The sequence below is a fragment of the Acinetobacter guerrae genome, from assembly GCF_009372255.1.
Lineage (GTDB): Bacteria > Pseudomonadota > Gammaproteobacteria > Pseudomonadales > Moraxellaceae > Acinetobacter > Acinetobacter guerrae.
In genome coordinates, this window is sequence record NZ_LXGN01000005.1 from 1 (window position 1) to 26398 (window position 26398).

A 26398-nucleotide genomic window follows, 5' to 3' on the forward strand; every position below is an offset into this window, starting at 1 on the left:
AAACTTCATCTACTCTACCAAAATATCAATCAAATCCATTAAGACTTAACCAACACCCTGTTTTTCAACAAGTTTTTTATCCGCATCACCGCCGATGAGTGCGCATTCTACAGCATTCCCCACCCAACGCAATACCTTTTTTATAAAAATATTTTCACAAGTTTATTTTTTAACCTTTTTATCTTTTTTATAACATTTTTTACTCAGATTTGTTTTAATAACAGCTATGATCTCATCATTCAATAGAACCATCTTTCATATAGAATGGTATAAAATCTTGCCGCAATAGGCGCTTAAGGATTCTTATGCATTACTCAAAACTCGTTTTTATTGGGCTTCTTTCAACAAGTTTGTCTTTTCATCTTTTTGCTCAAGAGAGTACAAAGGATGTTGCGACTGATGCTGTAGAAGATGTCCCGTCTATATCTGAATCCGATACTCCTGAACACCGCGCACGATTCCAGAAGTTAAAAGACCTAAAAGATGATCTTAAAAATGTAAAGGCCAGTGATTTTAAGGTAAATGCAAATGCTGCTCAGCCTGATGATGTTAAGGATCCTTTACAACCACTTAACCGACAGTTTTATGCATTTAATGATGCATTAGACCGAACTATTGTGCGTCCAATTGCTGTTCAATATACACAGAAAACACCTGAACAAGTTCGTGGTTCTTATCGTTTGTTTCGTAAAAACTTAGGTGAACCGTGGAATGCTGTCAATCAATTAATTCAAGGTCGCCCTTCTCGTGCAGCAAAAACATTGGGCCGTTTTACCATTAATACATTAACAACTTTTGGTTTAGCTGATCCGGCACGTAGATTAGGTTTACCCGCGGAAGAAGAAAGTTTCGGGGTTACTCTAGGCTATTATGGTGTGCCATCAGGTCCTTTCCTGATGCTGCCTTTTTTTGGTCCAAGTACATTACGCGATGGTTTTGGACTTGTTGTGGATAGTCAGACACGCCCACAAAAATATATTATGGATGATCAGGACGGTTTATATTGGTCTACCAATATGCTGCAAGCTATTGATACACGTGCTCAAGTGTTGGATATTGAACAAATTTTGCAGGGTGACAAATATGCGGTCATTCGTGATTTATACTTGCAACGCAAAAACTTCCAGATCGCAGAGAAAAAAGGCAATTCCTCAGAGCAAATCCAGTTTATCGACGATGATTCAGATGACGGCTCTGATGATGCAAGTCATCAGAATTAAGTTTCTTCTTACATGATGTATTAATTTAAGATTGTTAGACATTGAGTTTTTCTAGCAATCTTTTGATTTCTATAGTACATCTATTATAGTAAATGTGATTATTGATAAGGTTCCATTTAATCGTCTATGTATTTTATTCAACCGACACGTTCAGTCCCTCATTTAGATAAAGCCCTTGATGAGCTACCGAGCCTACAAGTCATTCACATAGATGATCTGGAATTATATGACCCTACGATTATCGCCATCGCAGATGTTCAAGATTTTTTACAATACCAATGGTCATTACCAACTGTTGTTATTGCACGTGATGACGAAGGTGCCGCACTCGCCCAAGCTTGGCAATTAGGTGCGCTTGCAGGTTGGATTTGGGGGAAATTACCCCAAAACCCTGTTGAAGCATTGTTTCAGATCGATGCTCAATACAAGCGTAATCAAGATAGTCGTGATCTTCCTGCTGCTGCTGAATTGCAAAAGAAACTTTTACCTAATACGCTAGATTTACTTGATTATAAAATCGAAACTTTTTTTCAACCTTCTGCGTATTTATCTGGTGATTGGTACGATTACTGGAAACTTAACGATAAAGAGGTTCTATTTTATTTAGCGGATGTTTCTGGTCACGGTGTTACCAGCAGCTTACTTACCTCATGGATGGCCGCTTTTCATGGACGTTCCAAAACGCCTCGTGAACTCATCAAAAAACTGAATGGCATGCTGTTACAGGAAAATATCGAAAAGCATATTACGATGGTTGCAGGCATTTTAAATTTGCAAACCCATCAAATACGTTGGTCTAGTGCTGGCCACTACCCTCCTCCCATTATTTTTGAACCCAACCAACCGCCTAAAATTTTAAATACGAGTAGCTTTCCGTTGGGCTTAACTGATGATCTGAACATTGAAGAATTTGAATGTACGCTGAACCGTCAGACTCGGTTTATTATTTGTTCAGATGGCGCACTTGAACCTTTTGATGGTGGTTTGAATGAACAGTTCGCTCAATTGGTCGATCATTTGCAAAAACAGTCTTTTAAAGCACCAGAACACGTCGCTGATGACATTGCCATACTGAGTCTTTGCCGACTGAATTAGTTTTATAATCAATACGATACATTTTAATCAATACGTATAAGACTGTTAGATACTTGAGTATCTATGCGCCCTATGTGATAATTTTGCAATCCTTCTCTGAAAATGGCATTTATATGTCAACAGGTCATGTTGAATATGCAAGTTTAAATGGTACGCATATTTTCAAACTTATTGGTGAAGTACGCGCCCAGTCTTGCATAAGTCTAGACAAACTTTTAAATCGAATTGAACAACAGGAAAATGTAGTTGGTGCAATTGTCGATTTAACTGAAACAACTTTTATTGATAGTACGGTTCTTGGGATATTGGCAAAGCTAGGTTTAAAACTGAAGCAAGTTCATCATATTCAGGCAGTCATGCTTTCAACCAATCCTGATATTACAACTCTGGCCAATAGTATGGGGCTAGGGCAGGTTTTTGTTATTTTAAATTATTGTAAAGAACCGCAAATGTGTACGCATGAGTTATGTGAAGAAGAAATCACGCATAATGCCATGTTAAAAACGGTTCTTGATGCACACAAGACCCTAATGCAACTGAACGAAAATAATCAAAATATGTTTGAGCCATTAGTGAAACAACTTCAAAAAGAACAAGATACACTGGATCAAGTATCTCCTAAGCAAAATGCTTAATTTACCGTTATCTTCAGGATAAAATCTGCATATGACTTTACTTTCTGTTACACAAATGAATTCTCAGAATGACATTGAAGATAATTTTCGTGTCATTGAATCATTGATTCAGCAAAGTAAAGCTCAACAGGCTGAACTGATCGTATTTCCTGAAAATTTTGTTTGTTTCGCTGCGGGTAAACAGCGTGAAACTGCGGCACAATTTGAACGTATTCAGCAAAGACTTGAGCAACTCGCACATCAACACAATATCTGGATAATCGCAGGTACATTACCTTGCCCATTTCGCCCTAATGGTTCTATCATTCAAGATGGACGTGTACGCACAGTCAGTTTATGTATTAGTCCTGAACGCACAGAAGCACGTTATGACAAAATTCATTTATTTGATGTGCAAGTGGGTGATGCTGTCGGAGGGTATCAGGAATCAAAATTTTTTGAACCAGGTGATGAGGTTGTAGTTGCCAAAACTCCTTTTGGCAATATTGGCATGATGGTTTGCTACGACTTGCGTTTTCCAGAATTAGCATTGACTCTTCGTGCGCAAGGTGCACGTATTTTAACTGCTCCAGCGGCTTTTACTTATACGACAGGTCAAATGCATTGGCAGCTTTTATTACAAGCTCGTGCAATGGATACTCAATGTGATGTACTAGGTGCAGCTCAACAAGGCTGGCATGGCGAGAAACGTCAAACTTGGGGACATACAGGAGCAACCAATAGTCGTGGTCAACTGATAGAAATTATGAATAGTGAAGGCTCAGGGCTGATTACTGTCGAATTTGATGCAAATGAACAGGATCAAATTCGTGCTTCAATGCCATTGATGCAACATCGACGTTTAATTTCTTTTTAATACATCATATTTTTATTACTGAAATCATTTATTTAAAGCTATAATCAAGTATCGCATCTTTTTTGTATTGAAGAATTTTTATGCAACAAGATTCATCGGGTTTACAACTAGATAATCAGTTGTGCTTTATGATTTATTCTACGAATCTTGCATTTCATCAGATTTATCGAAAAGTTCTAGCATCCTTAGGGCTAACTTATCCTCAATATTTGGTGATGCTAGTATTGTGGGAAAAAGATCAGCTGACAGTTTCTGAAATAGGCGCACGTTTATTTTTAGAATCATCCACCTTAACTCCGCTTTTGAAAAAACTTGAATCACATCAACTGATTTTACGTCAACGCTCGTCTCAAGATGAACGACAAGTGATTATTACCTTGACTGATTTAGGGATTAATCTGCAAAAAAAAGCACTCGAAGTTCCTGAAAAAGTCATTAGCACCACATCATGTGACTTAGATCAGCTCTTAGCACTCAAAGATCAATTACAGATTTTACGTAATAACCTTCTTATGCATAACAAATAAAATTTAAAATATTTTGAATATCATCTTGCTAAATTATTTAAATCGCATACTATATATTTAAATACAAATTAATATCACACAATTTATTTAAGCAATACTCAGTCATGATGATAGGTTTATTCATATCCAAACAATGATAAGCATGTGTCAGGATCAACAATGCATCTACTGGTGAATGTACTGAGTTAAAGAAAATAAATCGTTAAATAGATTCTGATATTGAAGTCATCAGCACTGTCGTTTTAAAGGCTAGTTTTTCTAGGGTAGTTTTTTGATGAGATGATCAATCATAAAATTGGCTGCTGGATAGCTAATGAAAGAATAGGCTGCTTCAATATCACTCCCAATGCATACTCCCTCTCATGCATAGCACAAAGCACCTTAATCGGTGCTTTGTGCTTTTTGGATTTTTAAAATTTTTTTGCTATTCTTCAGCTTGATTGGTCACACGTAATACTTCTTCAAGTGTGGTTTTCCCTGCCAATACTTTTCTTAAACCATCATCACGAATTGAACCTGAATATTGACGAGCGTAGCGCTCTAGTTCAAATTCAGCAGCATTGCCGTGAATGAAACGACGCATTTGGTCATCTACAGGGACAATTTCATAAATGGCAGTTCGCCCAGTAAAACCTAAATGTGAACAATGCTCACAACCTTGAGGCTCTGGTAGTTTTAAGTTTTGTTCAGAACTAATATGCTGAAATAATTGACGCTCAAAATCGTCTGCTTCGCGCCAAGTCGCGCAATGTGAACATAAGGTTCGGACTAAACGCTGTGCGATCACCCCAATTAATGAACTTGATAGAAGAAAAGGTTCAATTCCCATATCTTTTAGACGAGTGACTGCACCAATTGCAGTATTGGTATGCAAAGTAGATAAAACCAAATGCCCTGTTAGTGAGGCTTGTACCGCAATTTCAGCCGTTTCAAGATCTCGAATTTCTCCGACCATCACCACATCGGGATCCTGACGCAGCATGGCTTTTAAAGCGCGCGCAAAGGTCATATCAACTTTGGTATTGACCTGAGTTTGCCCAATCCCTTCTAACTGATATTCAATAGGATCTTCAGCAGTCAAAATATTGCGAGTATTGTCATTTAAATCAGAAAGTGCTGCATATAAAGTTGTGGTTTTACCAGAACCTGTCGGCCCCGTGACTAAAATGATGCCATGAGGTCGATGTACCAAATGCGTCAAGCGTTCGTAATCGTTTGACATGAGTCCCAAATGGGTCATGTTTAAACGTCCTGCCTGTTTATCTAGTAAACGCATCACAACGCGCTCGCCATGCGATGAGGGTAAAGTTGAGACCCGCACATCCACTTCTCGACCCGCTAAACGCAACGAAATACGACCATCCTGAGGAATACGCTTCTCGGCAATATCCAGTTTTGCCATAACTTTGATACGTGAAACTAATAAAGGCGCAAGTTCACGGCGCGGCTGTACAATTTCACGTAGTTGACCATCGACACGCAAACGCACTGAAAGTTTTTTTTCAAAGGATTCGATATGAATATCTGACGCATTGACCCGAATGGCTTCAGACAAAAGTGCATTAATCAGCCTGACAATCGGCGCATCATCTTCCTGATCCATCAAATCCTCAGCTTCTGGCACCTGATCTGCCAAACTTAATAAATCTGGATGGTCTTCAAGCCCCGCGGCAACTTGTTGCGATTCCCCTGTATCTCCTGCATAACTCGAACTCAGTAATGCATTAAAACTCTGATCATCGCAAATTTGATGTTGTACGGGTTTACCTACAATCCGTCTTGCTTCCTGCAAGGCAATCCACTCTGTATTTTGACGGCGTACAATAAAGACTTGATCCCCTTCATAACGCAACAAAACGCCATGACGTTTCGCAAAACTATATGGAATTTGTATTTGTTTAAGTATTTGCATCACAAATTTATAATGATCAAAAATAGAGTTTTGAGTGTACTCTAAGCGTACTACAGCGTGAAGTCTGTTTTTACAAACTCACCAGAGGAATTTTTTAACTTGGAACAACAGCAATACGATCATCTCGAACCCGAGCAAACCAATTTAAAGTGGTGGGGTGAACAGAAATTTGAACTCAGCGAATCTAAAGCATGGCAGTTTGGGTCATTGCTCTTTCGTTTGACACGCGGAATTAATGAATGGCGACTGGAGTATTATCGTCCACAATACCAACATGACTATGAACAACAATGGCAGAGAATTGCAGACCCACATTTTGCCTTTCCACAAGGGGCAAAAATTGAACGCTATATGTTTCGTAATACCCATAATGAATTTCAACTGATGCCACGTTTGGCAGATCGTTCTGTGGTTATCAAACCAGTCGATCCAATTTATATTCCAGCAGGCGAACGCGGAACACTTTATATTAGTACGCCATTATGGATTGCAGGCTTTGTTGAAAATCAGAGAGAACCCATTTTTGATCTTCCTGTAATTCGCCCCAAAGATACTTGGTTTGGCCCTGATCATCGTACTGGGGAAATGTGTTATGCCACAGCGGTTGATGGTCGCACCGATTTAAATCTACTTAAACCACGTGCATTTCGAGCTGTTACTCCTGTCGAATTTCATAACACCAGTAGCCAACAATTACGCTTTGATCGTATGAATGTTCCTGTGTCTGCCTTGCCTTTATTTTATAGTGAAAGCACCAATCGCTTATGGACATCTCAAATTAAAGTCATACATGAAGGTTCAGATCGTCCACCGCGTATTCGTCTGGAAAATCGTACGCCCCCATTGGCAGGTGAAGTCACTTATGTACATCCACCACGTTCGCCGGGTGGTGCCCTGTTTAACATGTTTGATTCATTTTTCTAAGGAGGCATTATGGCAGATTCCAATATCCCCAAAGATGTCGCTGTCAGCCTCAAAGGGATTTTTACCAATATTAATCTGGATCGACTGAGTGAAATTCTGGTCGCTCTTGTTCTATGTTTAATTGGCTTTATTTTTGCCCGCTTGGTTTCAAATACTTTTATCCGAACCGTAGGCATGCGCTTCAATGCACACCAACGAATGGTTTGGCGACGCGGAATCTTCTACTTTATTTTTATTATTTTTGTGATGGCAAGCCTGAAAGAAGCAGGCTTTAAACTCAGTGTGTTTTTAGGTGCAGCAGGAATTTTAACTGTCGCTTTGGGTTTTGCTTCACAAACCTCAGCCAGTAACTTGATTAGCGGTTTGTTCCTGATTGGTGAAGGTTCATTTGAGGTCGGAGATACCATTCAAATTACCTTAATTCGTGGTCATACCATTGAAGGGCAAGTGATTTCGATCGATTTACTTTCGGTCAAATTACTGACATTAGATAATGTCTATGTACGTTTACCCAATGAACAATTGATTCGAGCTCCAGTCATGAATATGTCCAAGTATCCAATACGACGTATTCCGATTACCCTCGCCATTAACTTTCAGGAAGACATCATGAAAGTGCGCAAGGTTCTTCTTGAGGTTGCATCCAGATATCCTTTGGCATTAGATGACCCCAAACCTGAGGTGACTGTCACCGCCTTTCGTGAATCTTCAATTGAGCTGTTATTTTCAGTCTGGTGCCGTCAAGAGTTGTATTTAAAAACTCGAGATGAATTGCAAGAACGTATTCGTAATGGCTTTTTGGAAAATCAAATTGAGATTCCTGTACCGAAGATGGGTTTTGTTGATCGTCCACCAACAACGCCTTTAACGGAAGATGACATTGACCCCTATGCCAATACACAGGAACTTAAACGAGAACCAAAACTTTAGGCAAATTGACAAGGGTGGCACGGCCACCCTCTAAAATAGTTTATCCATAAGGTTTTAAATTTAACGCTCAATGCTTTCCTTATTTGATTGTGCTGGCGGCAATGGTGCCAGATAAGCAATGACCAACATGATACCTCCAGCACCAATAAATGAAACCACACGAGTTAAGGTTCCACTCTGCGACAAATCAAGTACCACTAGCTTAATCACCACAATAGCAAGTAAGGCTGCCCCAACAAACCAAAGCTGACGGATTTGACGCTGACTTGAAAAAGTCATTAACACGAAAGCCAAAATTACCCAAAGTAAAGTTAAGCTAAGTTGTACCGTACCATTCGACCAAATTGTCCAACCCCAAAGAGGTGTTGCCAAATACATATGTAAGGCCCGAACGACAATACTGCTAAACACCACTAAGGCAATCAGAATGCTGACTACTTTAGAAAACCATTCTGATGTTTTAAATGAAGCGGTAAAATTATGATGATAAACCATCCACAATAATCCAAATAACAAACTTAAGCACAGTAAATCTACAGGATTGAAGATCGGTAAATAATAAGCGACAAAAACCTGATCACTTAAACTCACCATTAACAACCAAAACCAAGTCAACGCCCAAACTGAAAACTGATTTAGCATAAGGTCATTTTTTTGCTTAAACAGCCAAATACTATATAAGACAGGGATGACAGCGAAAGAAAGCAATGCAGCATCTGGCCAAAGTGCTGGGCCTATTATCGCCAAACTTAGCCAAAGTAAAGCTGCCCACCAAGTATTAAACTTCGAATCAATTTGCTGGGTTTTTTGAATGCCAATCAAGAGCAATGCCAAAGTGGTTGCTGCAATGAAAAAGCTCATTTGCTGTAACGAAGCAATCCAATCAAAATGTGTAAATAGTCCCTGTTGAATCAACTCTGCAAAGCACAGGCCGATAAGAATGCTCAGAATCATCAACTGCGAAATTTGCCAATCCAAATGTGCGCGTAAATACACCACTCCAGTAAAGCCAAAATATAAAAGTGCGGCGATCGCCAAATAAGGGCTTAAGCCCTGCCCGTGCCATGTAAAATACTCGACACCTGCCACTGCACCTGAATATAAAGCCAGACTCAAAAATAGACTGGCAATAACTGATGAATCCTGACGAGATGATTGATCTCGAAATAAAAAATATGCAGAAATGAATTGTGAAATGGCATAAATACTGGTACTTAAAACAGGAAAATGATCATCTGACCAGACTTGATAAAATAAGACAACGGAACTAAGTACGACTAAAAACATCCCCAGATAACGACTCAATCGATAACGCTCAGAAACACCCCAAACAATTAAAGCTGTCCCTTGCACCACCCAACCAATTGCTGTCCAGTGCGCCCCTTGATATAACGGAAAAATCAGCGCAATAAATGCCACTGCTAAAATAAAAAAACTTTTGGCTAAAATTGATAATTCAGATTGTTTTTGTTTAATCCACCAGCCCAAAGCAGCATAAGTTCCCCCCAGAAGTGCTGCACCCAAGGTCAGTGCTAGACTTGACTGTTGGACTAAAAAAGCATGTAAGGAAAATCCAAAAATCGGCACACTAAAAATCAAACCAACATCGACCAATGGTGGAAGTTGAATATTGGATTGATGGTTCAAGGACGAATCATTTAAGGACTGATCCTTTAAAGAGCGATATTCTTTCTGAATCAGTTGGCTATAACGTACACTCAGCCAAATAAATAAGGCGATATGCAACCACAAAATAAGATCAAGCGTATGATATTGTGCTGGATTTGCATAGATAACAATGACGCTGCCCGCAAGTAATCCTGACGCGAAAAAAGCAATTTGATTGAGTATTTTCCATGGCTTGATAAAATTCATCGCTGCCACAGCCAGATTAATCATCAAATAGTAACTCAACAAAAAGACACTATCTGGATGCGATTGTGGAATCAATAAAGGTGCAAGATAAGCCATACTTAATGCAAGCATCGATAGATAAACCGCATTTTGTTTTAAGCTTAAAGCGACCGTAATAAGCAACAAAGCAGCAAAGCCAACACTTGCGATGCTCAAATTTGCAATCACCGCATAATGATGCGCAAAAATTAAAGTCAGGAAAATAATTGCCAGACCTGCACCTTGCAAAGCAACTGCAAATAATGCGTTCTTTTTTCTCAAATAATAGCCAAATACAGTCAATGCACCGCCTGTAATGGCAATTCCCAATAATTTAATACTCAAACTCAATTGCCAATGTTCACTGGCAAAACGCAATAACAGCACCACCCCAATCATTAAAATCGCAATCGCAACTCGCAAAATTGGATTACCATGCATCAGCCAATCCAGTGCTGGTTGCCACCATGCCCGTTTTTGAGATGGTGGATCTAAAGCAAGAGCATCATGAGTCTGATCATTCTCTGGCGTTGACAATATTGGTGTATCACCTTGAGATTGAAACCACACAGGCGTTTCCGATTGCTCCAAATGATTCAATTCAATGGGTTTAAAATCAGAACTCAGTGATGTTTGTTGTATCTTTTTAGGGTTTTCAAGATTTTTTAGGCGCTCATTCATCGAACTCAGCATCTGAATCAGACTAAACAACACCAATCCGATTCCAAAAAAAATAGCTGAACTGCTCTGCAAATATTAACCTGCAAGACCAATTAAAGTTCCAAGATATATAGCCCATTGCGGTAAATATAAATGACCAACAGATGCAGTCATTTGATATTGCTGTTCAAGCTGTTGAATACGGCGTTCAAAAGCTGTGAATTGTTGTACGATAAAAAATATCAAAAGTACAATAACAACGGCCACTGCATTTTTGATCTCAAAAGCAAGTGCAACCAATAAAGCGACAGCAAGAATAATGATGATTATCGTGGGGTAATACTTATCATTTTTATACATATTAAAAAAACAAACTCAGTTATTTTAAAGCTATCTTACCTCATCAAAACATCTGCGTATATTTAGCCACCGTCCCTAAAGGCGAAGTTCTACATTTTGCTTCATTTTCACGTAGAATAAGACCCAATCGTTCGTAAGGAAGTATTCAATGCCACCATTTGTTTTGGTTGATGGGTCTTATTTTTTATTTCGTGCATTTCATGCACTCCCACCGTTGACGACCTCAACAGGATTACAAACCAATGCAATACGTGGTGCTATTTCTGCCATTCAAAAATTGATGCGCCGCACTCAGCCCACGCATATGGCGGTAATTTTTGATACACCAGAACCCACATTTCGTCATGAACTTTCGCCTATTTATAAGGGCGACCGTCCAAGCATGCCCGATGAATTGGCACAGCAAATTCCGTATTTACATGCTTTAATTAAAGCGTTAGGCATTCCTTTATACATGCTGCCGGGCGCAGAAGCCGATGATATTATTGGGACGTTGGCGAAACATGCAGAAAAAGAAGGTCATCAAGTCTTAATTTCGACTGGTGATAAAGACATGGCGCAACTGGTCAACGAAAAAGTCACGCTTGAAGATAGTTTCAAAGATAAACCCATGGATATTCAAGGTGTTTTTGATAAGTTTGGCGTATGGCCGAACCAGATCATTGATTACCTTACCTTAATGGGTGATGCCTCAGATGGCATTATGGGGGTGCCTGGCATCGGTGCTAAAACAGCAGCTAAGCTTTTAACAGAATATGGCTCGATCGGTGGCATTTTAGAAAATGTAGATCAAATCAAAGGCAAAGTCGGTCAGAATATTAAAGACAATGCCGATGGTATTGCCATTGATCATCAACTTGCGAGTATCGTCTGCGATCTGGACTTAGGACTAACATGGGATGACTTAAAACTACGCGAGCCACATGTCGATACCTTACGTAATCTCTATACTGAACTAGAATTTAGAAATCAGCTTCAATCTTTAGACCATCCTAATAATCCTGTTAGCAACAGCTATAAAGAAGCCAACAAAGAAATCGCTAAAGCTGAAAGTGCGCAACCTATTGAAACAGAAGATCAATCTAGCATGACCAGTGATGATGATCAGCTCGGTGTTGCCAATTATCATACGATTCTCACCGAAGACGCATGGGATGCCTTATTCAAGCGCATGCAAGCGGAGAAACGTTTTGCCATTGATACAGAAACCACCAGTCTGGACTATCGTGTTGCCGAAATGGTCGGTTTTTCTATCGCTTTTGATGCTCACGATGCCTATTACATACCACTGAAACATGACTATGAAGGCGCACCAGAGCAGCTTGATCGTGAGCAAGTATTGGCACAAATGAAGCCAATTCTGGAAGATGATTCAGTTCAGAAAATTGGACATCACCTTAAATACGACGCACATATTTTTTCCAATCATGGCATTGACCTTAAAGGTTGGTATTTTGATACTATGCTGGCCTCTTATGTGTTGAACTCAGTCGCCACACGTCATGGTATGGATGATGTAGCGCGAGTCTACCTAAGTCACTTGACCACAACTTTTGAACAAATTGCAGGAAAAGGCGCAAAACAAAAAACCTTTAATCAGATCGAAATTGAAGTTGCTGCACATTATGCTGCCGAAGATGCACATGTCACCTATCGCTTGTATGAAGTTTTGGCAAAAAAACTAAAAGCCTCCCCTGAGCTTGAAAATATTCTGTATCACATAGAAATGCCTGTGGCATCTATCCTCACTGGTATGGAAGAAGCTGGAATCAAACTTGATCATGCCTTTTTGGATCAACTCAGCCTCGAATTTACTGAAACCATTGAGGGACTAGAAAATCAGGCGATTGAATTGGCGGGCGAAACATTTAATGTCAGCTCACCTAAACAAGTCGGTGAAATTTTATTTGATAAAATGGGGCTAAAAGGCGGCAAAAAAACCGCAACAGGTCAGCACAGCACAGGTGAAAGTATTCTTGAGAAAGTCGAGCACCCGATTGCTGAAGTAATTTTAGAACATCGTACTTTATCGAAGTTGAAAAACACGTATACCGATCGCTTGGTCGAGCAATCACACAACGAAACGCATCGAGTGCATACCAGTTATCATCAGGCATTGACTGCAACTGGTCGTTTATCTTCTTCTGATCCGAACCTACAAAATATTCCCATTCGTGGAGAAATTGGTCGTCAAATTCGTAAAGCCTTTATCGCTCCTGAAGGTCGCGTATTATTGGCTGCCGATTATTCACAAATCGAATTACGTTTAATGGCACATTTTTCTCAAGATGAAGCCCTGCTCGATGCGTTTAAACACGGTCAAGATGTACACCGCCGTACAGCAGCCGAAGTGTTGAATATTCCACTAGAAGAAGTGAACAATGATCAGCGTCGTCAAGCCAAAGCTGTTAACTTTGGCTTGCTGTATGGAATGTCCGAATTTGGTTTGATTCGTCAACTTGGCTTTACCCGTGAAGAATCACAAAACTACATTAAGCAATACTTCCATCGCTATCCGGGTATTTATGAATATATGCAACGTACCCGTCAGGTGGCGTTAGAACAAGGCTTTGTGGAAACCATTTTAGGTCGTCGTTTATATACGCCAGACATTGATGCCCGAAATATGATGGTGCGTAAAGGTGCAGAACGTGCCGCCATTAATGCGCCATTGCAAGGAAGTGCTGCGGATATCATTAAACTTGCGATGATTGAAGTTGATAAAATGCTACCAAAGGATCAAGCCGTATTGTTACTTCAAGTCCACGATGAACTCGTATTTGAAGTCGATGCGGATCTGGCGGATGAACTAGCACCTAAGCTTGCTGAAACCATGCAATCGGTGGTTGAAATCTCTGTACCATTAGTGGTTGAAGTCGGTAAAGGATTGAACTGGGAAGAGGCGCATTAATTTTTTTTCCATAAAGATATAGATAAAACAAAAGGCCGATTTAGTCGGCCTTTGTTTTATCTATATCTAGAATTTAAATCAATTTTACAATCCAGTCAGCAAGACTTTCGCAACTTCATTCATCAAAATTTCAGCAATATACAAAGCCAAAAATGCAATAATTGGAGAAAGGTCAATCATCCCCATATTCGGCAATAAACGACGAAATGGCGCAAGCAAAGGTTCAGCCAATTCCTGAATCACTTCAATATACGGAGAACGTGATTGAGTAAACATCACGACCCAGCTCAAAATAATTGTAGCAAAAATCAAATAACGGCAGAAACGGATCAAATCCTGAATCATGGTCACAAAAGTCAAAATCAACAAATGGATCGGGCTATTCGGCATCGCACCTGATAGATACATCACCCCAAAAATTTTGAGTAAATAAAGCACGATTAAAAGTGCCAATGCCGCTAAATTCACACGACCTTTTGCCACTGTCGGAAAAATACGGCTAAAGATATCAACAATTTTAGTCGCTTTGACCGTTGATAAAACCACAGGGTTATAAGGACTTACCCCTGTCAACTGCATTAAAAAGCGGAAGAAAACCAATAAAATGGCAACATTAATTAAAATACCAAAAATAAGCGCAGAACTCGCCATACTGTTACTTTCCTACTTAATGGGTCTTGGTACTGTCACTTAGCTCGTGTGCTAATTCTTGACTACGTTTTTGTGCAGCAGCAAGTGCTGTCTGGATATTTTGGGAAATCTGGGCACGATCAAATACGTCCAGTGCTGCTTGCGTTGTACCATTTGGAGAAGTCACATTTTTACGCAATTCAGTAGGAGTATTGGAACTGGTAATTGCCATTTGTGCCGCACCCAAAGCAGTTTGCAAAGTGAGCGCGGTCGCGACTTTTTCATCCAATCCCATATTCTTTCCTGCACGAATCATACTTTCCATTAAATAGAAAAAGTATGCTGGGCCTGAACCAGAAACTGCTGTCACAGCATCAATTTGTGCTTCCGAATTTACCCAAATCGTTAAACCCGTTGCAGCCAAAATCTGACTGGCTAAATCACGGTCTTTCGCTGATACACTTTCATTTGCATATAAACCATGTGCGCCTGTCTGAACCAAAGCAGGTGTATTCGGCATTACACGTACAACTCGATCAGTTCCAGTCAATGCAGCAATCGTCTCTATTTCTGCTCCAGCAATAATCGAAACAATTAACTTACCTTCAAATAGACCATGTAAAGGCTTTAAAACAGCACCTAAAACTTGTGGTTTAACTGCTAAAACGACCACATCGGCATTCTTAATGGCTTTTACATTGTCATCAACGGTCTGAATTTCTTTTTCATGCAATAACTGACGAATTGCTTCGACAGGATCAGACACCATAATCCGAGTTGTTGGTAATCCACGTGCAAGCAAGCCACCAATCAGGGCTTGCGCCATATTACCACCACCAATAAATGTGATATTTGAATTTAATGTCGCATTCATGAATTATGCTCAACTCGCAAATTGTCTATCTCAAAACTTAAATATGGCAACCAGCCACCAACTTCACAATATCTTGATTGTGCTAGCCAAAACCCTTTTGGGGTAAAAACCCCTAGCATAACATTATCTATGGCTAATATTTGAATTGTATGACGTAACCACGGCAAAATTTGTGCTTCTTGTATGGCTTTTTTTAATGGCCAATGCCCAACACGTCCATATAAATGGATTTTTTCACCGCCCTGACGTGAGTGTATCGTTAAGTTTTGCTTTAATAAATCAGCAGAAAGTCCTATTTCAGTAGATATAATTTTAAACTCACCTGACCACAATTGAATGACTTGCTCAATATCCAGACAAATTTCATAAGCTTTATGAGGAGAAATTTTCCCAGCTAAATATAATGCTTTATCAATTCGATAAAGTTGTTTTTGATAACGTACATAATAGTGTCCATTCCAATGCAAAGCCGACTGGGCATCTGCTTTGGCATTGATCACTTCTTGTTGTAAACGCTCCACCATCTCAAAAGGCGGTCGATAATCTGCCTCTCCTTTCATCCACGCCGATAAAAGCTGACGCTGCCGAGACAAACTGAGTTGTTGTAACTTTTCTAGATCGACGTGAATGTTATCACCACAGTATTGCATATCTTGGAGTAATACCTCCTGTAAAATGCTATTAGCATCCTGCATTAAAATACTGGTACGACTCAAGGCTTGCTGCATTTTGGGATAACGTTGTTGCAATAATGGCCAGACGTCTTGACGACACCATGCCCGATCATACTGTGTGTCAAAATTAGTCTGATCTTGTACAAATGGCAGATTTAATTGCATCGACCATGACTCAATTTGTTCACGCGATAACGATAAAAAAGGCCGCCACAATTGAAAATTTTCCCGATTTTCCAACTCTTGCATGGCAGACAGACCATTTACACCTGCACCTGACAGTAATCGCAGTAAAACAGTTTCAGCCTGATCCTGTTGATGATGTGCCAAGACTAAAATGTCGTGCTGATCTAAATATTGTTGATATGCAGAATAGCGGGCGTTACGCGCCTGATTTTCCAGATTGCCTGAAGCGATCTCAACTTTTTGAAGAATGACGGGAATATTAAGTTGCTGTGCATAGTTTTGCACAAATACGCCCCATTCATGGCTGGAAGCTTGTAACTGATGATCGACATAAATCGCACGAACGCGCGCTGGAAAAACAATCGACATTAAATGCAGCAATAGCATGGAATCCATGCCACCACTGCATCCAATTAAAAATGTGGTTTCAGGTGAAAACTGTTCAGCTTGATTTAAGAGGTGAGACCTAAATTTTCGCTGCCAAATTTCATTAAACGCTGGTAACGAGCTTCGCATCGTTCATCTGCATCCATCGGTAGCAATTCATCTAGCGCCTGTTTTAACACGACTTGTAGATTTTGCATAACCTGTTCTGGATGTAAATGTGCACCTTCGCCTTCATCGACGACATATTCTACAATACCGATCTTTTGAAGTTTATCTGCGGTCAATGCCAAAGCATCACTGGCCTGCTCTGCCTTTTCTGCTGTTTTCCATAAAATAGAGGCACAGCCTTCAGGTGAAATCACCGAATAGATACTATGTGACAACATAATCACACGGTCAGCAACGCCAATACCCAATGCTCCACCAGAACCACCCTCACCTAATACTGTCGCAATGACAGGCACTTTTAAATGAGATAGTTGCGCCAAGCTCGTTGCAATCGCTTCTGCCTGACCGCGTTCTTCTGCACCTACACCGGGATATGCTCCCATCGTATCGATAAAGGTAAAAACAGGCAGATTAAAACGTTCCGCCATATCTAGTAAGCGTTGCGATTTACGATAACCTTCAGGATTCGACATCCCAAAGTTATGTTTTAACTTTTCACGGGTACTACGACCACGATGCTGACCCACCACCATCACTGGGCGGCCTTCAAAACGTGCTAAACCACCTACCATTGCACCATCGTCACCAAATAGACGATCGCCATGCAAGGCATCAAATTCAGTGAAAATTTCACCGACATAATCTAGAAATTGTGGTCGATCAGGATGTCGTGCGATTTGCACTGTTTTCCACGCTTTAGACTGAGCAGCTTTACTTTTCATAAGTCGAGTATTATCCCTAAATTGGGGCGTATTGATGGCATATCGCACATGCTCAATCGCCCAACCAAGTCGAGTTAATCGATAAATTTTTCCGACTGAATATCCAACTCAATGTCCCAATGCTTAAATTGCTCTTGCTCATCATGCAGATCGGCAACCAGCAACGGCCATTGTTTTGCATCACCAGAAACACTAAGTTGCCATTGTTGACTATTTAGTACTGTCAATTCAATGGCAGGAAGCATCTGATCACTTCGGCTGTGATTGAGTAAAACAGCCAAACGCAACAATAGACAAAGATAGGCTAATTTAATGCCACCACCTTTTAAAACGTCCTGTTTAGCGTCATTACGCAATTTTCGGCGATGATACGCAACCAACAAAGAGAGATGATTTTGGTCAATTTGTGAGAAACCCGGAATGTCCGAATGTTGCAATAAGTATGCACCATGACGATGATAACCACCGTGACTAATCGCCAAACCTATTTCATGCAGATAGGCAGCGCGACGTAATAAATCACTGTCTTCACTACTTAAATCTAGTTGCTGTGCCACATCATCAAACAATTGCTGTGCAGTACTGACTACACGTTCTGCCTGCTTTAGATCGGCGTTATAACGTCCCATTAGTGCTTGCACACTTCGATCACGAATATCTTCGTGCTTAAAACGTCCAAGTAGGTCATACATGACCCCTTCACGTAACGCACCATCTGAATATGCTAGTTTATCGATATTTAAAACATCAAAAACTGCATATAAAATCGCAAGACCTGCTGGCAAAACTGCTCGCCGATCATCTTTTAAACCTTCAAAATCAATCTCGGCGCTATGCTTGAATTTGAGCAATTTATCTTTGAGTTTTTCTAGCCCTTCACGTGTGACATTTTCCTGCTCATCACTCAAGCCTAAATTAACCATAATTTGCTTGGCAGCTTTAATGGTGCCAGAAGAACCAACAACAGTGTCCCATCCTTCAGCTTTATAGGTATTGGCAATTGCGGATAACTCTTTGCGTGCCGCTGTGACAGCCTTATCAAAAATTTTAGGGCTAATATCGCCTTCAGGAAAAAATGCTTTGGTGTAAGCAACACAACCCATTTGTAAAGATTCGGTTTGAATTGGCTCGAACTCTTCACCAATAATTAACTCTGTTGAACCACCACCAATATCAATCACTAATCTGCGACCACCATTCGCCATGGTATGCGAGACGCCCAAATAAATTAAACGAGCTTCTTCACGACCCGCAATAATTTCGATGGGTTTAGGTAATATTTCAGCCGCTTTTTGAATAAATTCATGACCATTTTTGGCCTGACGTAAAGCATTGGTCGCGACAATACGCAAACGGTTCGGCTGTACCGACCCCAAACGCCCGACAAAACGGGCCAGACACGCCAAACCGCGCTGTTGTGCGGCTTCAGTCAAATTTTTATTTTCATCAAGGCCTGCCGCCAATTGCACTTTTTCTGACATTGAAGCGACTTTTTTGACTTCACCATGATCAACACGTGCAATGGCTAAATGGAAGCTATTCGATCCCATGTCGATGGCAGCAAGTAATTCTTCATCAATTAAAAAATCAGCCATTGAAACTAACCCCTACAGAATTGTCGCTTAGAGTAATTCACATACATGCAATTGAAAAGTCATTTTTGCCAAACAGTTGGCTGCTTTAATATAAAAATAATGCTGATTCAGCATTGCTTGTCACGATTAATAGCATTGTCAACATCTATTAGACAAAGTAATCGAATCCTTGAATAATGTAAAACAACCCTTACATTGACCTAGAAGGCTATGTAATACTTTATGCCGATAGATTTACTCAACCTTCTAAAAAATTTTTAAAAATCGGAGCAAGCTTATGTCTGCTAATATCGTAAATACAACTGATGCTGATTTCCAAGCTGACGTTCTAGATTCTCAAACTCCTGTACTTGTTGACTTTTGGGCAGCTTGGTGTGCGCCATGTAAAGCAATTGCGCCTGTACTTGAAGATTTGTCTCAAGAATACGAAGGTAAAGTAAAAATTGTGAAAGTGGACGTGACTTCTTGTGAAGAAACTGCGGTGAAATATAATATTCGTAATATTCCTGCACTTCTATTGTTCAAAGATGGTCAAGTGGTTGCTCAACAAGTAGGTGCCGCACCTCGCTCTAAACTTGCTGCGTTTCTTGATGAAAACACCTAAGTTTTTGCAAAAACATGTTAAAAAAAATACGCTATTTGAAATAGCGTATTTTTTTTGCTGAAAAATTGACAACTGCGCTGATCTGGCTTATATTTCTTGAGCAAGAAGTGCTGAAGGAAAATCACTTCACCTGCCTTCTTACAAGCAAGACACAAAACATAAGATCGCCGCTCGGCACTAGCAATTGTTTTCATATATTTCATACCGAAACAATCAACCAGACTTCTGCGTTTGTGACTATGCAAGTGCTTATATTTCGCATTTGAATACTTGCGGCTGACTTTTGCTTCTCTTATTTGACTCCAACTTTATTTTCCTTATCTATCTGACCACTTATGAACTTAACCGAACTCAAGAAAAAACCGATTGGCGAACTCATTAAGATTGCTGAGTTTATGGGCCTTGAAGGAATGGCTCGTAACCGTAAGCAAGACATTATTTTCGCCATCTTAAAGCGCCATGCCATGAATGGCGAAGAAATCTTTGGTGATGGTGTTCTCGAAATCCTCTCTGATGGTTTTGGTTTTTTACGTTCAGCTGCAGGCTCTTATCTTGCAGGTCCAGACGACATCTATGTCAGCCCTTCGCAAATTCGTCGTTTTAATTTGCGTACAGGCGATACGATTACAGGAACCATTCGCCCACCAAAAGAAGGTGAACGTTATTTTGCACTGTTAAAAGTCAACCAGATTAACTACGACACCCCAGAAAATTCACGCAACAAAATTCTTTTTGAAAACTTAACTCCCCTTTTCCCAACTGAGCAACTGATCATGGAGCTTGGTAACGGTACGACTGAAGATTTAACGGCGCGCGTCGTAGATCTTATCGCACCAATTGGTAAAGGTCAGCGTTCAATTATTGTGGCACCGCCTAAAGCGGGTAAAACCATGTTATTGCAAAACATCGCTCAATCGATTGTGCGTAATAATCCAGAGGTTTTCTTAATCGTTCTTCTCATCGACGAACGTCCAGAAGAAGTCACTGAAATGGAGCGTACAGTTCGCGGTGAAGTCGTTGCTTCGACTTTTGACGAATCTCCTGCACGTCATGTTCAAGTCGCCGAAATGGTGATTGAGAAAGCTAAACGTCTGGTTGAGCATAAAAAAGATGTCGTGATTCTACTCGACTCGATTACTCGTTTGGCACGTGCCTATAACACTGTTATTCCGTCATCAGGTAAAGTGTTAACAGGTGGTGTAGATGCACATGCTCTCGAACGTCCAAAACGCTTCTTTGGTGCAGCACGTAACATTGAAGAAGGTGGTTCACTTACCATCATTTCAACTGCATTGATTGAAACAGGCAGTAAAATGGATGATGTGATCTACGAAGAGTTTAAAGGTACAGGCAACCAAGAAATTACGCTAGATCGTCGTATTGCTGAAAAACGTGTATTCCCTGCGATGAATATCAAAAAATCTGGTACACGTCGTGAAGAGCGTTTGATGGACGAAGACAATCTACGTAAAGTCTGGATTCTACGTAAACTACTTCATCCAATGGATGAACTTGCTGCAATGGAATTCTTGCTAGATCGTATGAAAGAAACCAAAACCAATGATGACTTTTTTGATCAAATGAAACGAAAAGCAGCAAATTAATTTGCTGATGATTTTGCATAAAGGCTGCCACTTTGGCAGCCTTTTGTTTTGGTTGACTTTTTTTACATAAATACACAATTGTAGTTTTTTAATGTTAAGGCTCGTAGAATCAATTTAAAAATTTACGTATAAAGTAGAAAAAATGTTTAGCTTTTAAATGCTTAACAATCACTTCTCCAATATAAACTAACACTTTAATTGTTATTTTCTGTTAATAATTCGACTATTTTATCGTTTTTTTCATTGAATTTTATCGTCTGGCAGTAGTATTTCATCATAGGCAGTGATAGCATATTTGCAGACCAGTTAGACTGCTCCATGCGTTGTTACCTAGCTTCGTTAGGAATAATTAAAGCACAAACAGGCTAACACCGGTTTTTTTTAATCTCACAATATTTATGAGAGTGATGCCATGTTATTCAAGAAAATTGCTATTGCTGCTGCTATCGCTACTACTTTAGCTTTCGTTGGTTGTGCAAAGAAAACTGAAGAAGCTGCTGCTGACGCTAACGCTGCTGCATCTGAAGCTACTGCTGCTGCATCTGAAGCTGCTGCTGCTGCAACTGACGCTGCTGCTGTTTCTGCTCCAGAAGCTGCTGCTGCTGCATCTGACGCTGCTGCTGCTGCTGACACAGCTGCTGCTGCTGCAACTGACGCTGCTGGCGCTGCAACTGACGCTGCTGCTTCTGCATCAGAAGCTGCTCACTAATCTAAGATTTAGATTTAGTGTCAGAAAAAGAGAGCTTTTTAGCTCTCTTTTTTATTGGAATCTTATAAAAAAAGCGTATTTTCTTTTTTGATCATCCCGCACTGCTTCATTACTCCCCTTTTAGCGACAAAGTCACTCATATTTCATCTAGTTCTTAGAATAAGAAAAATAAGTACGCAGATCTCACTAGCTTTAAAGCCAATATTTATTTGATCATAACGTATTAAATTTAGGATAAATTTGACTAATAGTTTCAAACCAAAAAACTGAATTACTCTTTATGCTTGAAAGTAATAAATGATGATTGACCGAACCTCATTGACTGAACACTACAATGAAAATCGAAACGCTAGGCTTTGTTCTAATTTATGAAATAGCATATAAAAAATGTCAGAATTAGATCTGACATTTTTTATATTTATGAAGAATAAATATTTTCAATAAGCTTAAGTAAAAAAGAGCAGGTTAATCCTGCTCATTTCCTACGCGCTGTCTGAACTTTTGACCCGCTCTAAAAGTCACAACTCGACGTGCAGAAATCGGAATTTCTTCTCCTGTCTTAGGATTACGCCCAGGGCGCTCACGTTTATCACGTAATTCAAAGTTGCCAAAACCCGAAAGTTTTACATGCTCACCTGCGATGAGCGCTTGGCTAATCTCGTCGAAAAACAACTCAACCATTTGTTTTGCTTCACGACGGTTTAAGCTCGTGAGCTCACTTAAATGATCCGCCATGTCTGCTTTAGTTAATGCTGTCATGAGGCCCTCAATGTCGCTTGATAAGTGTTTTCTAACACTTCAATAATTTGATCCATACCTGATTTAATTTCAGCATCTTCAAGCGTACGTGAAGGATGTTGCCACAGCAACGCAAATGCTAGAGAGCGTTTGCCTTGTTCAACACCTTGACCCGTATACACATCAAACAACCAACTAGAATCCAGAAGGTCTCCACCTGTTTGTTTAATTAACTGCTGAATATCACTCACATTTATATTATCACTGATTAATAGCGCAATATCACGTCTAACCGATGGAAAACGTGATAATTCTGTAAAATTAGATACATAAGATTGCAAAACTGCGCTTTGATCTAGTTCTGCTACCCAAGTTACACCTAAATCCAGATCATTTTCAAGTGATGGATGTAAACGCCCCAAATATCCAATCGATTGACCATTCACCACAATCTCAGCAGATTGTCCAGGATGCAACCAAGCACGTTCTGAACGAACGTATTCAACCTGTACGCGACCAGCCGCTAGAATCTGTTCTATTTCCCCTTTGAGATCAAAGAAATCCATAGCTTGCGCTTTAGCATGCCATTGTTCTGGGACACGTGAACCAACTGCAATTAAAGCCAAAGTTGGAATTTGTTTTAAATCATTAATCGATTGGGCATTTTGATAATCAAAACGTAAACCAAGCTCGAATAAACGCACACGACTTTGCTGACGATTTAAGTTGTACTGTACGCATGGAATTAAACTTGAAAGTAACGTGCTGCGCATAACTGCCAAATCACTTGAAATCGGGTTGGCCAATGCAAGTGGATTAACTGCTGGATTCAGTTGCTTTTCGAGCTTTAAGTCAGCAAAGCTAAAGCTAATTGCTTCCTGATAACCCAGTGTCACTATGGTTTGACGCAATTGATCTTGTTCAAAACCATCTTGATAAGCACTGAACTTCACATCAATTTGAGGCAGTCGAATTTGAATGTTGTCATAACCGTGAATACGCGCAACTTCTTCAATCAAGTCCTGATAAATTGCCATATCATAACGATGTGATGGCGGTACAACCGACCACTCACCTTGCGCTTTGGCAGTTACATCACAACCCAGACGAGTTAAAGCATCCGCAATAAACTCAGATGATACTTGATAACCGAGTAATGCATCTACCTGAGTTTGATTCAGTTGAATCGCTTGACGTTGAGGCAACAATTGAGCCTGTTCAGCAATTGTAACTGGACCGAATTCACCACCTGCATATTGTTGAATCAACTGTGAAGCACGATCCATCGCAAGCTTTGGCAATTCAAAATCAACACCACGTTCATAGCGTTGTGAAGAATCCGTATGTAAACCGAAACGACGTGCACGACCTGCAATTGCAAGTGGTGCAAAGAATGCACTTTCAAGGAAAATATCTTGAGTATCATCAGTTACACTAGACTCAAGCCCCCCCATAATACCTGCAATCGCCAATACTTTAGCATCGTCAGCAATCACCATTATCTCAGGGTTTAATTCAACTTCCTGCTCATTCAGTAGCATGAGTTTTTCTTGAGGCTGAGCTTGACGTACCTGAATATTACCCTGTAATTTTGCCAAATCGAAAGCATGCATAGGTTGACCGAGTTCCATCAACACATAATTGGTAATATCGACCAAAATGCTATGGGTACGAATACCAGAACGCGCTAAAGATTGCTCCATCCAAGCAGGTGTCGCTGCTTTGACATTGACATTTTTGACAACACGACCTAAATAGCGAGGTGCGCCCTCAGTGGCCAATTGAACTTGTTTTTGGTCAGTAATGGTTGCTGCAACTGCTTGAATCGTAGGTTGATTCACAGGCAGTTGATTGATTACCCCAATTTCACGAGCGATACCGCGAATACTAAAACAGTCACCTCGGTTAGGAGTGATACTAATATCAATCACATGATCATCAAGTTTTAGATATTCACGGATATCGATACCAATCTGAGCATCATCAGGTAACTCAAGCAAACCATCGATTTTATCTTCCAGATCGATTTCTGAAGCACCACACAGCATGCCTTGAGATTCAACCCCGCGCAGTTTGCTTTTTTTAATTTTAAAATCGCCTGGCAATACTGCGCCAATGGTTGCAACTGGTGCTTTCATCCCAGCACGAACATTAGGAGCTCCACATACAATTTGTAATGGTTCACCTGAACCAATATTTACCGTAGTGACACGTAAACGTTCTGCATCAGGATGCTGCTCAACCGTAAGTACTTCTCCGACCACTACACCCGTGAATGGCTTTGCAACCAGTGCAAGTTCATCGACTTCTAGACCCAGCATAGTAAGTTGATCAGCCAGAGTTTCACTATCAATCGCTGGATTCACCCAAGTGCGTAACCAGTTTTCGCTAATTTTCATTTGTATAAAACCTTATTTAATCCTGAAAAATGTTTAAGCAAATTGGCGTAAGAAACGCACATCGTTTTGATAGAACATCCGCAAATCATTAATGCCATAACGCAACATCGCAAAACGCTCTACCCCTAAACCAAAGGCAAAGCCCTTGTATTTTTCAGGATCAATTCCTGCTGCCTGTAGTACATTTGGATGTACCATGCCACAGCCTAATACTTCCAACCAACGGCCACGCTCATCCATAATATCCACTTCAGCACTCGGCTCTGTAAATGGGAAATAAGATGGACGGAAACGGACTTTTAAATCTTTTTCAAAAAATTCATTTAGTAGATTGATCAATAAACCTTTCAGTTCGGCAAAACTCGTATTTTCTGCAACATATAAACCTTCAATCTGATGAAACATCGGAGAATGGGTTTGGTCTGAATCACAACGATAAACACGTCCAGGGCACACGATACGAATCGGTGGCTGCGTAGTTTCCATGGTACGAATCTGCACACCTGAAGTATGTGTGCGCAATAAATGATTGGCATCAAAATAAAAGGTATCGTGCATCGCACGCGCAGGATGATGTCCCGGAATATTCAAGGCTTCAAAGTTATGGTAATCATCTTCTACCTCAGGTCCAGTAGCAATCATAAAGCCAGCTTTGGTAAAGAACTGGCAAATGCGTTCTTGCACCTGAATCACAGGATGAATACTTCCTGTGTGTTGTCCGCGTCCCGGCAAAGTAATATCAATCGTTTCGCTGGCCAGTTTTTGTTGTAATGCAGCTTGTTGTAACGCATTTTGGCGCTCAGTCAATGCACTATTGATCGCTTCACGAACGGCATGAATGGCAGCCCCTTGAACCTTACGTTCCTCAGGATCCATTTTGCCCAATGCTTTCGATTGTTCTGCAAGCTGGCTTTTTTTCCCTGTAAATTGAACTCGAACTTGATCGAGTGCAGCAAGGTCTTGAGCCGCTGCAATGGCAGCAAGCGCGTCGGTGGTCAGGGCTTCCAGTGACATAGTAACTCTCAAAGCAACAAAGTTATAAATAAAATAAAACTCTGCATTCTAACAGTTTTTAGGCACAATGATGAAGCTCAAACACAGGAAAATTGCTGTTCTATATAATCACCCCTCTAGTCATACGAATTATAAAACGTATAAGATTGAAAACAGCACAGATGAGAAAAC

Annotated in this window: 20 protein-coding genes and 1 pseudogene; 11 read left to right on the top strand and 10 right to left on the bottom strand. The window is 40.2% G+C overall.

Annotated elements, in window-relative coordinates; genetic code table 11:
* Positions 1-305 precede the first annotated feature (305 nt).
* The 5 genes from A7A69_RS03830 (at position 306) to A7A69_RS03850 (ending at position 4333) form a co-directional block, all read left to right on the top strand.
* Positions 306-1220 carry an MlaA family lipoprotein gene (locus tag A7A69_RS03830; protein ID WP_120369954.1) on the top strand — a complete coding sequence of 305 codons (915 nt, stop codon included), beginning with the start codon at positions 306-308 and terminating at the stop codon, positions 1218-1220.
* A 126-nt stretch (positions 1221-1346) separates the two neighbouring features.
* Positions 1347-2315 (top strand): RsbU family protein phosphatase GigA, encoded by a 969-nt coding sequence (gene gigA / locus A7A69_RS03835; RefSeq protein ID WP_152876350.1) that lies wholly within the window; start codon positions 1347-1349, stop codon positions 2313-2315.
* 113 nt (positions 2316-2428) lie between these two features.
* Positions 2429-2950: an anti-anti-sigma factor GigB gene (gene gigB / locus A7A69_RS03840; protein ID WP_120369956.1), complete on the top strand. Its 522-nt coding sequence runs from the start codon at positions 2429-2431 to the stop codon at positions 2948-2950.
* 31 nt (positions 2951-2981) lie between these two features.
* Positions 2982-3806, top strand: a complete 825-nt coding sequence (locus A7A69_RS03845) for a carbon-nitrogen hydrolase family protein (protein ID WP_152876351.1) — start codon at positions 2982-2984, stop codon at positions 3804-3806.
* An 80-nt stretch (positions 3807-3886) separates the two neighbouring features.
* Positions 3887-4333, top strand: coding sequence for a MarR family winged helix-turn-helix transcriptional regulator (locus A7A69_RS03850; protein WP_120369958.1), 447 nt, complete (start codon positions 3887-3889; stop codon positions 4331-4333).
* 424 nt (positions 4334-4757) lie between these two features.
* Here the strand turns inward: A7A69_RS03850 and gspE are convergent, their stop codons facing one another.
* Entirely contained in the window at positions 4758-6245 is a 1488-nt protein-coding gene (gspE, locus tag A7A69_RS03855; protein ID WP_120369959.1) for a type II secretion system ATPase GspE, read from the bottom strand.
* A gap of 99 nt (positions 6246-6344) precedes the next feature.
* On the opposite strand from gspE, the gene A7A69_RS03860 reads away from it, so the two are divergent.
* On the top strand, positions 6345-7169 hold the full coding sequence (locus tag A7A69_RS03860) for a hypothetical protein (RefSeq protein WP_004994631.1): 825 nt from the start codon (positions 6345-6347) through the stop codon (positions 7167-7169).
* A 9-nt stretch (positions 7170-7178) separates the two neighbouring features.
* A complete protein-coding gene (locus tag A7A69_RS03865; RefSeq protein ID WP_152876352.1) occupies positions 7179-8099 on the top strand; it encodes a mechanosensitive ion channel family protein in 921 nt (306 codons plus the stop codon).
* 60 nt (positions 8100-8159) lie between these two features.
* Here the strand turns inward: A7A69_RS03865 and A7A69_RS03870 are convergent.
* Positions 8160-11012 (bottom strand): annotated as a pseudogene (locus A7A69_RS03870) (DUF2339 domain-containing protein).
* Between the two features lie 148 nt (positions 11013-11160).
* On the opposite strand from A7A69_RS03870, the gene polA reads away from it, so the two are divergent.
* Positions 11161-13923, top strand: a complete 2763-nt coding sequence (polA, locus tag A7A69_RS03875) for a DNA polymerase I (RefSeq protein ID WP_152876353.1) — start codon at positions 11161-11163, stop codon at positions 13921-13923.
* An 84-nt stretch (positions 13924-14007) separates the two neighbouring features.
* Here polA and A7A69_RS03880 read toward each other — a convergent pair whose 3' ends face one another.
* From A7A69_RS03880 to ppx, 5 genes are all read right to left on the bottom strand, one after another.
* Entirely contained in the window at positions 14008-14574 is a 567-nt protein-coding gene (locus tag A7A69_RS03880; RefSeq protein ID WP_152876354.1) for a YggT family protein, read from the bottom strand.
* Positions 14575-14590: 16 nt separating this feature from the next.
* Positions 14591-15427: a pyrroline-5-carboxylate reductase gene (gene proC, locus A7A69_RS03885; protein ID WP_152876355.1), complete on the bottom strand. Its 837-nt coding sequence runs from the start codon at positions 15425-15427 to the stop codon at positions 14591-14593.
* On the bottom strand, positions 15424-16803 hold the full coding sequence (gene tilS / locus A7A69_RS03890; RefSeq protein WP_152876356.1) for a tRNA lysidine(34) synthetase TilS: 1380 nt from the start codon (positions 16801-16803) through the stop codon (positions 15424-15426). The genes proC and tilS overlap by 4 nt, the downstream gene beginning before the upstream one ends.
* Positions 16740-17564 carry an acetyl-CoA carboxylase carboxyltransferase subunit alpha gene (locus A7A69_RS03895; RefSeq protein WP_004993051.1) on the bottom strand — a complete coding sequence of 275 codons (825 nt, stop codon included), beginning with the start codon at positions 17562-17564 and terminating at the stop codon, positions 16740-16742. The genes tilS and A7A69_RS03895 overlap by 64 nt, the downstream gene beginning before the upstream one ends.
* A 74-nt stretch (positions 17565-17638) precedes the next feature.
* Positions 17639-19159: an exopolyphosphatase gene (gene ppx, locus A7A69_RS03900; RefSeq protein ID WP_120369967.1), complete on the bottom strand. Its 1521-nt coding sequence runs from the start codon at positions 19157-19159 to the stop codon at positions 17639-17641.
* Positions 19160-19436: 277 nt separating this feature from the next.
* Here ppx and trxA point away from each other — a divergent pair, with 277 nt between their 5' ends.
* The 3 genes from trxA (at position 19437) to A7A69_RS03920 (ending at position 22076) form a co-directional block, all read left to right on the top strand.
* Positions 19437-19763 carry a thioredoxin gene (gene trxA / locus A7A69_RS03905; RefSeq protein WP_004993046.1) on the top strand — a complete coding sequence of 109 codons (327 nt, stop codon included), beginning with the start codon at positions 19437-19439 and terminating at the stop codon, positions 19761-19763.
* 335 nt (positions 19764-20098) lie between these two features.
* Positions 20099-21367: a transcription termination factor Rho gene (rho, locus tag A7A69_RS03910; RefSeq protein ID WP_120369969.1), complete on the top strand. Its 1269-nt coding sequence runs from the start codon at positions 20099-20101 to the stop codon at positions 21365-21367.
* A 412-nt stretch (positions 21368-21779) separates the two neighbouring features.
* A complete protein-coding gene (locus A7A69_RS03920; RefSeq protein WP_049175267.1) occupies positions 21780-22076 on the top strand; it encodes a hypothetical protein in 297 nt (98 codons plus the stop codon).
* 465 nt (positions 22077-22541) lie between these two features.
* Here A7A69_RS03920 and A7A69_RS03925 read toward each other — a convergent pair whose 3' ends face one another.
* The 3 genes from A7A69_RS03925 to pheS are packed head-to-tail and all read right to left on the bottom strand — an operon-like array spanning position 22542 to position 26227.
* Complete coding sequence (locus A7A69_RS03925; protein ID WP_004993038.1) at positions 22542-22835, bottom strand: integration host factor subunit alpha; 294 nt, start codon at positions 22833-22835, stop codon at positions 22542-22544.
* Positions 22832-25213 (bottom strand): phenylalanine--tRNA ligase subunit beta, encoded by a 2382-nt coding sequence (gene pheT, locus A7A69_RS03930; protein ID WP_152876357.1) that lies wholly within the window; start codon positions 25211-25213, stop codon positions 22832-22834. Before pheT ends, A7A69_RS03925 begins: the two co-directional genes overlap by 4 nt.
* Positions 25214-25246: 33 nt before the next feature.
* Positions 25247-26227: a phenylalanine--tRNA ligase subunit alpha gene (pheS, locus tag A7A69_RS03935; RefSeq protein WP_120369971.1), complete on the bottom strand. Its 981-nt coding sequence runs from the start codon at positions 26225-26227 to the stop codon at positions 25247-25249.
* Positions 26228-26398 lie beyond the last annotated feature (171 nt).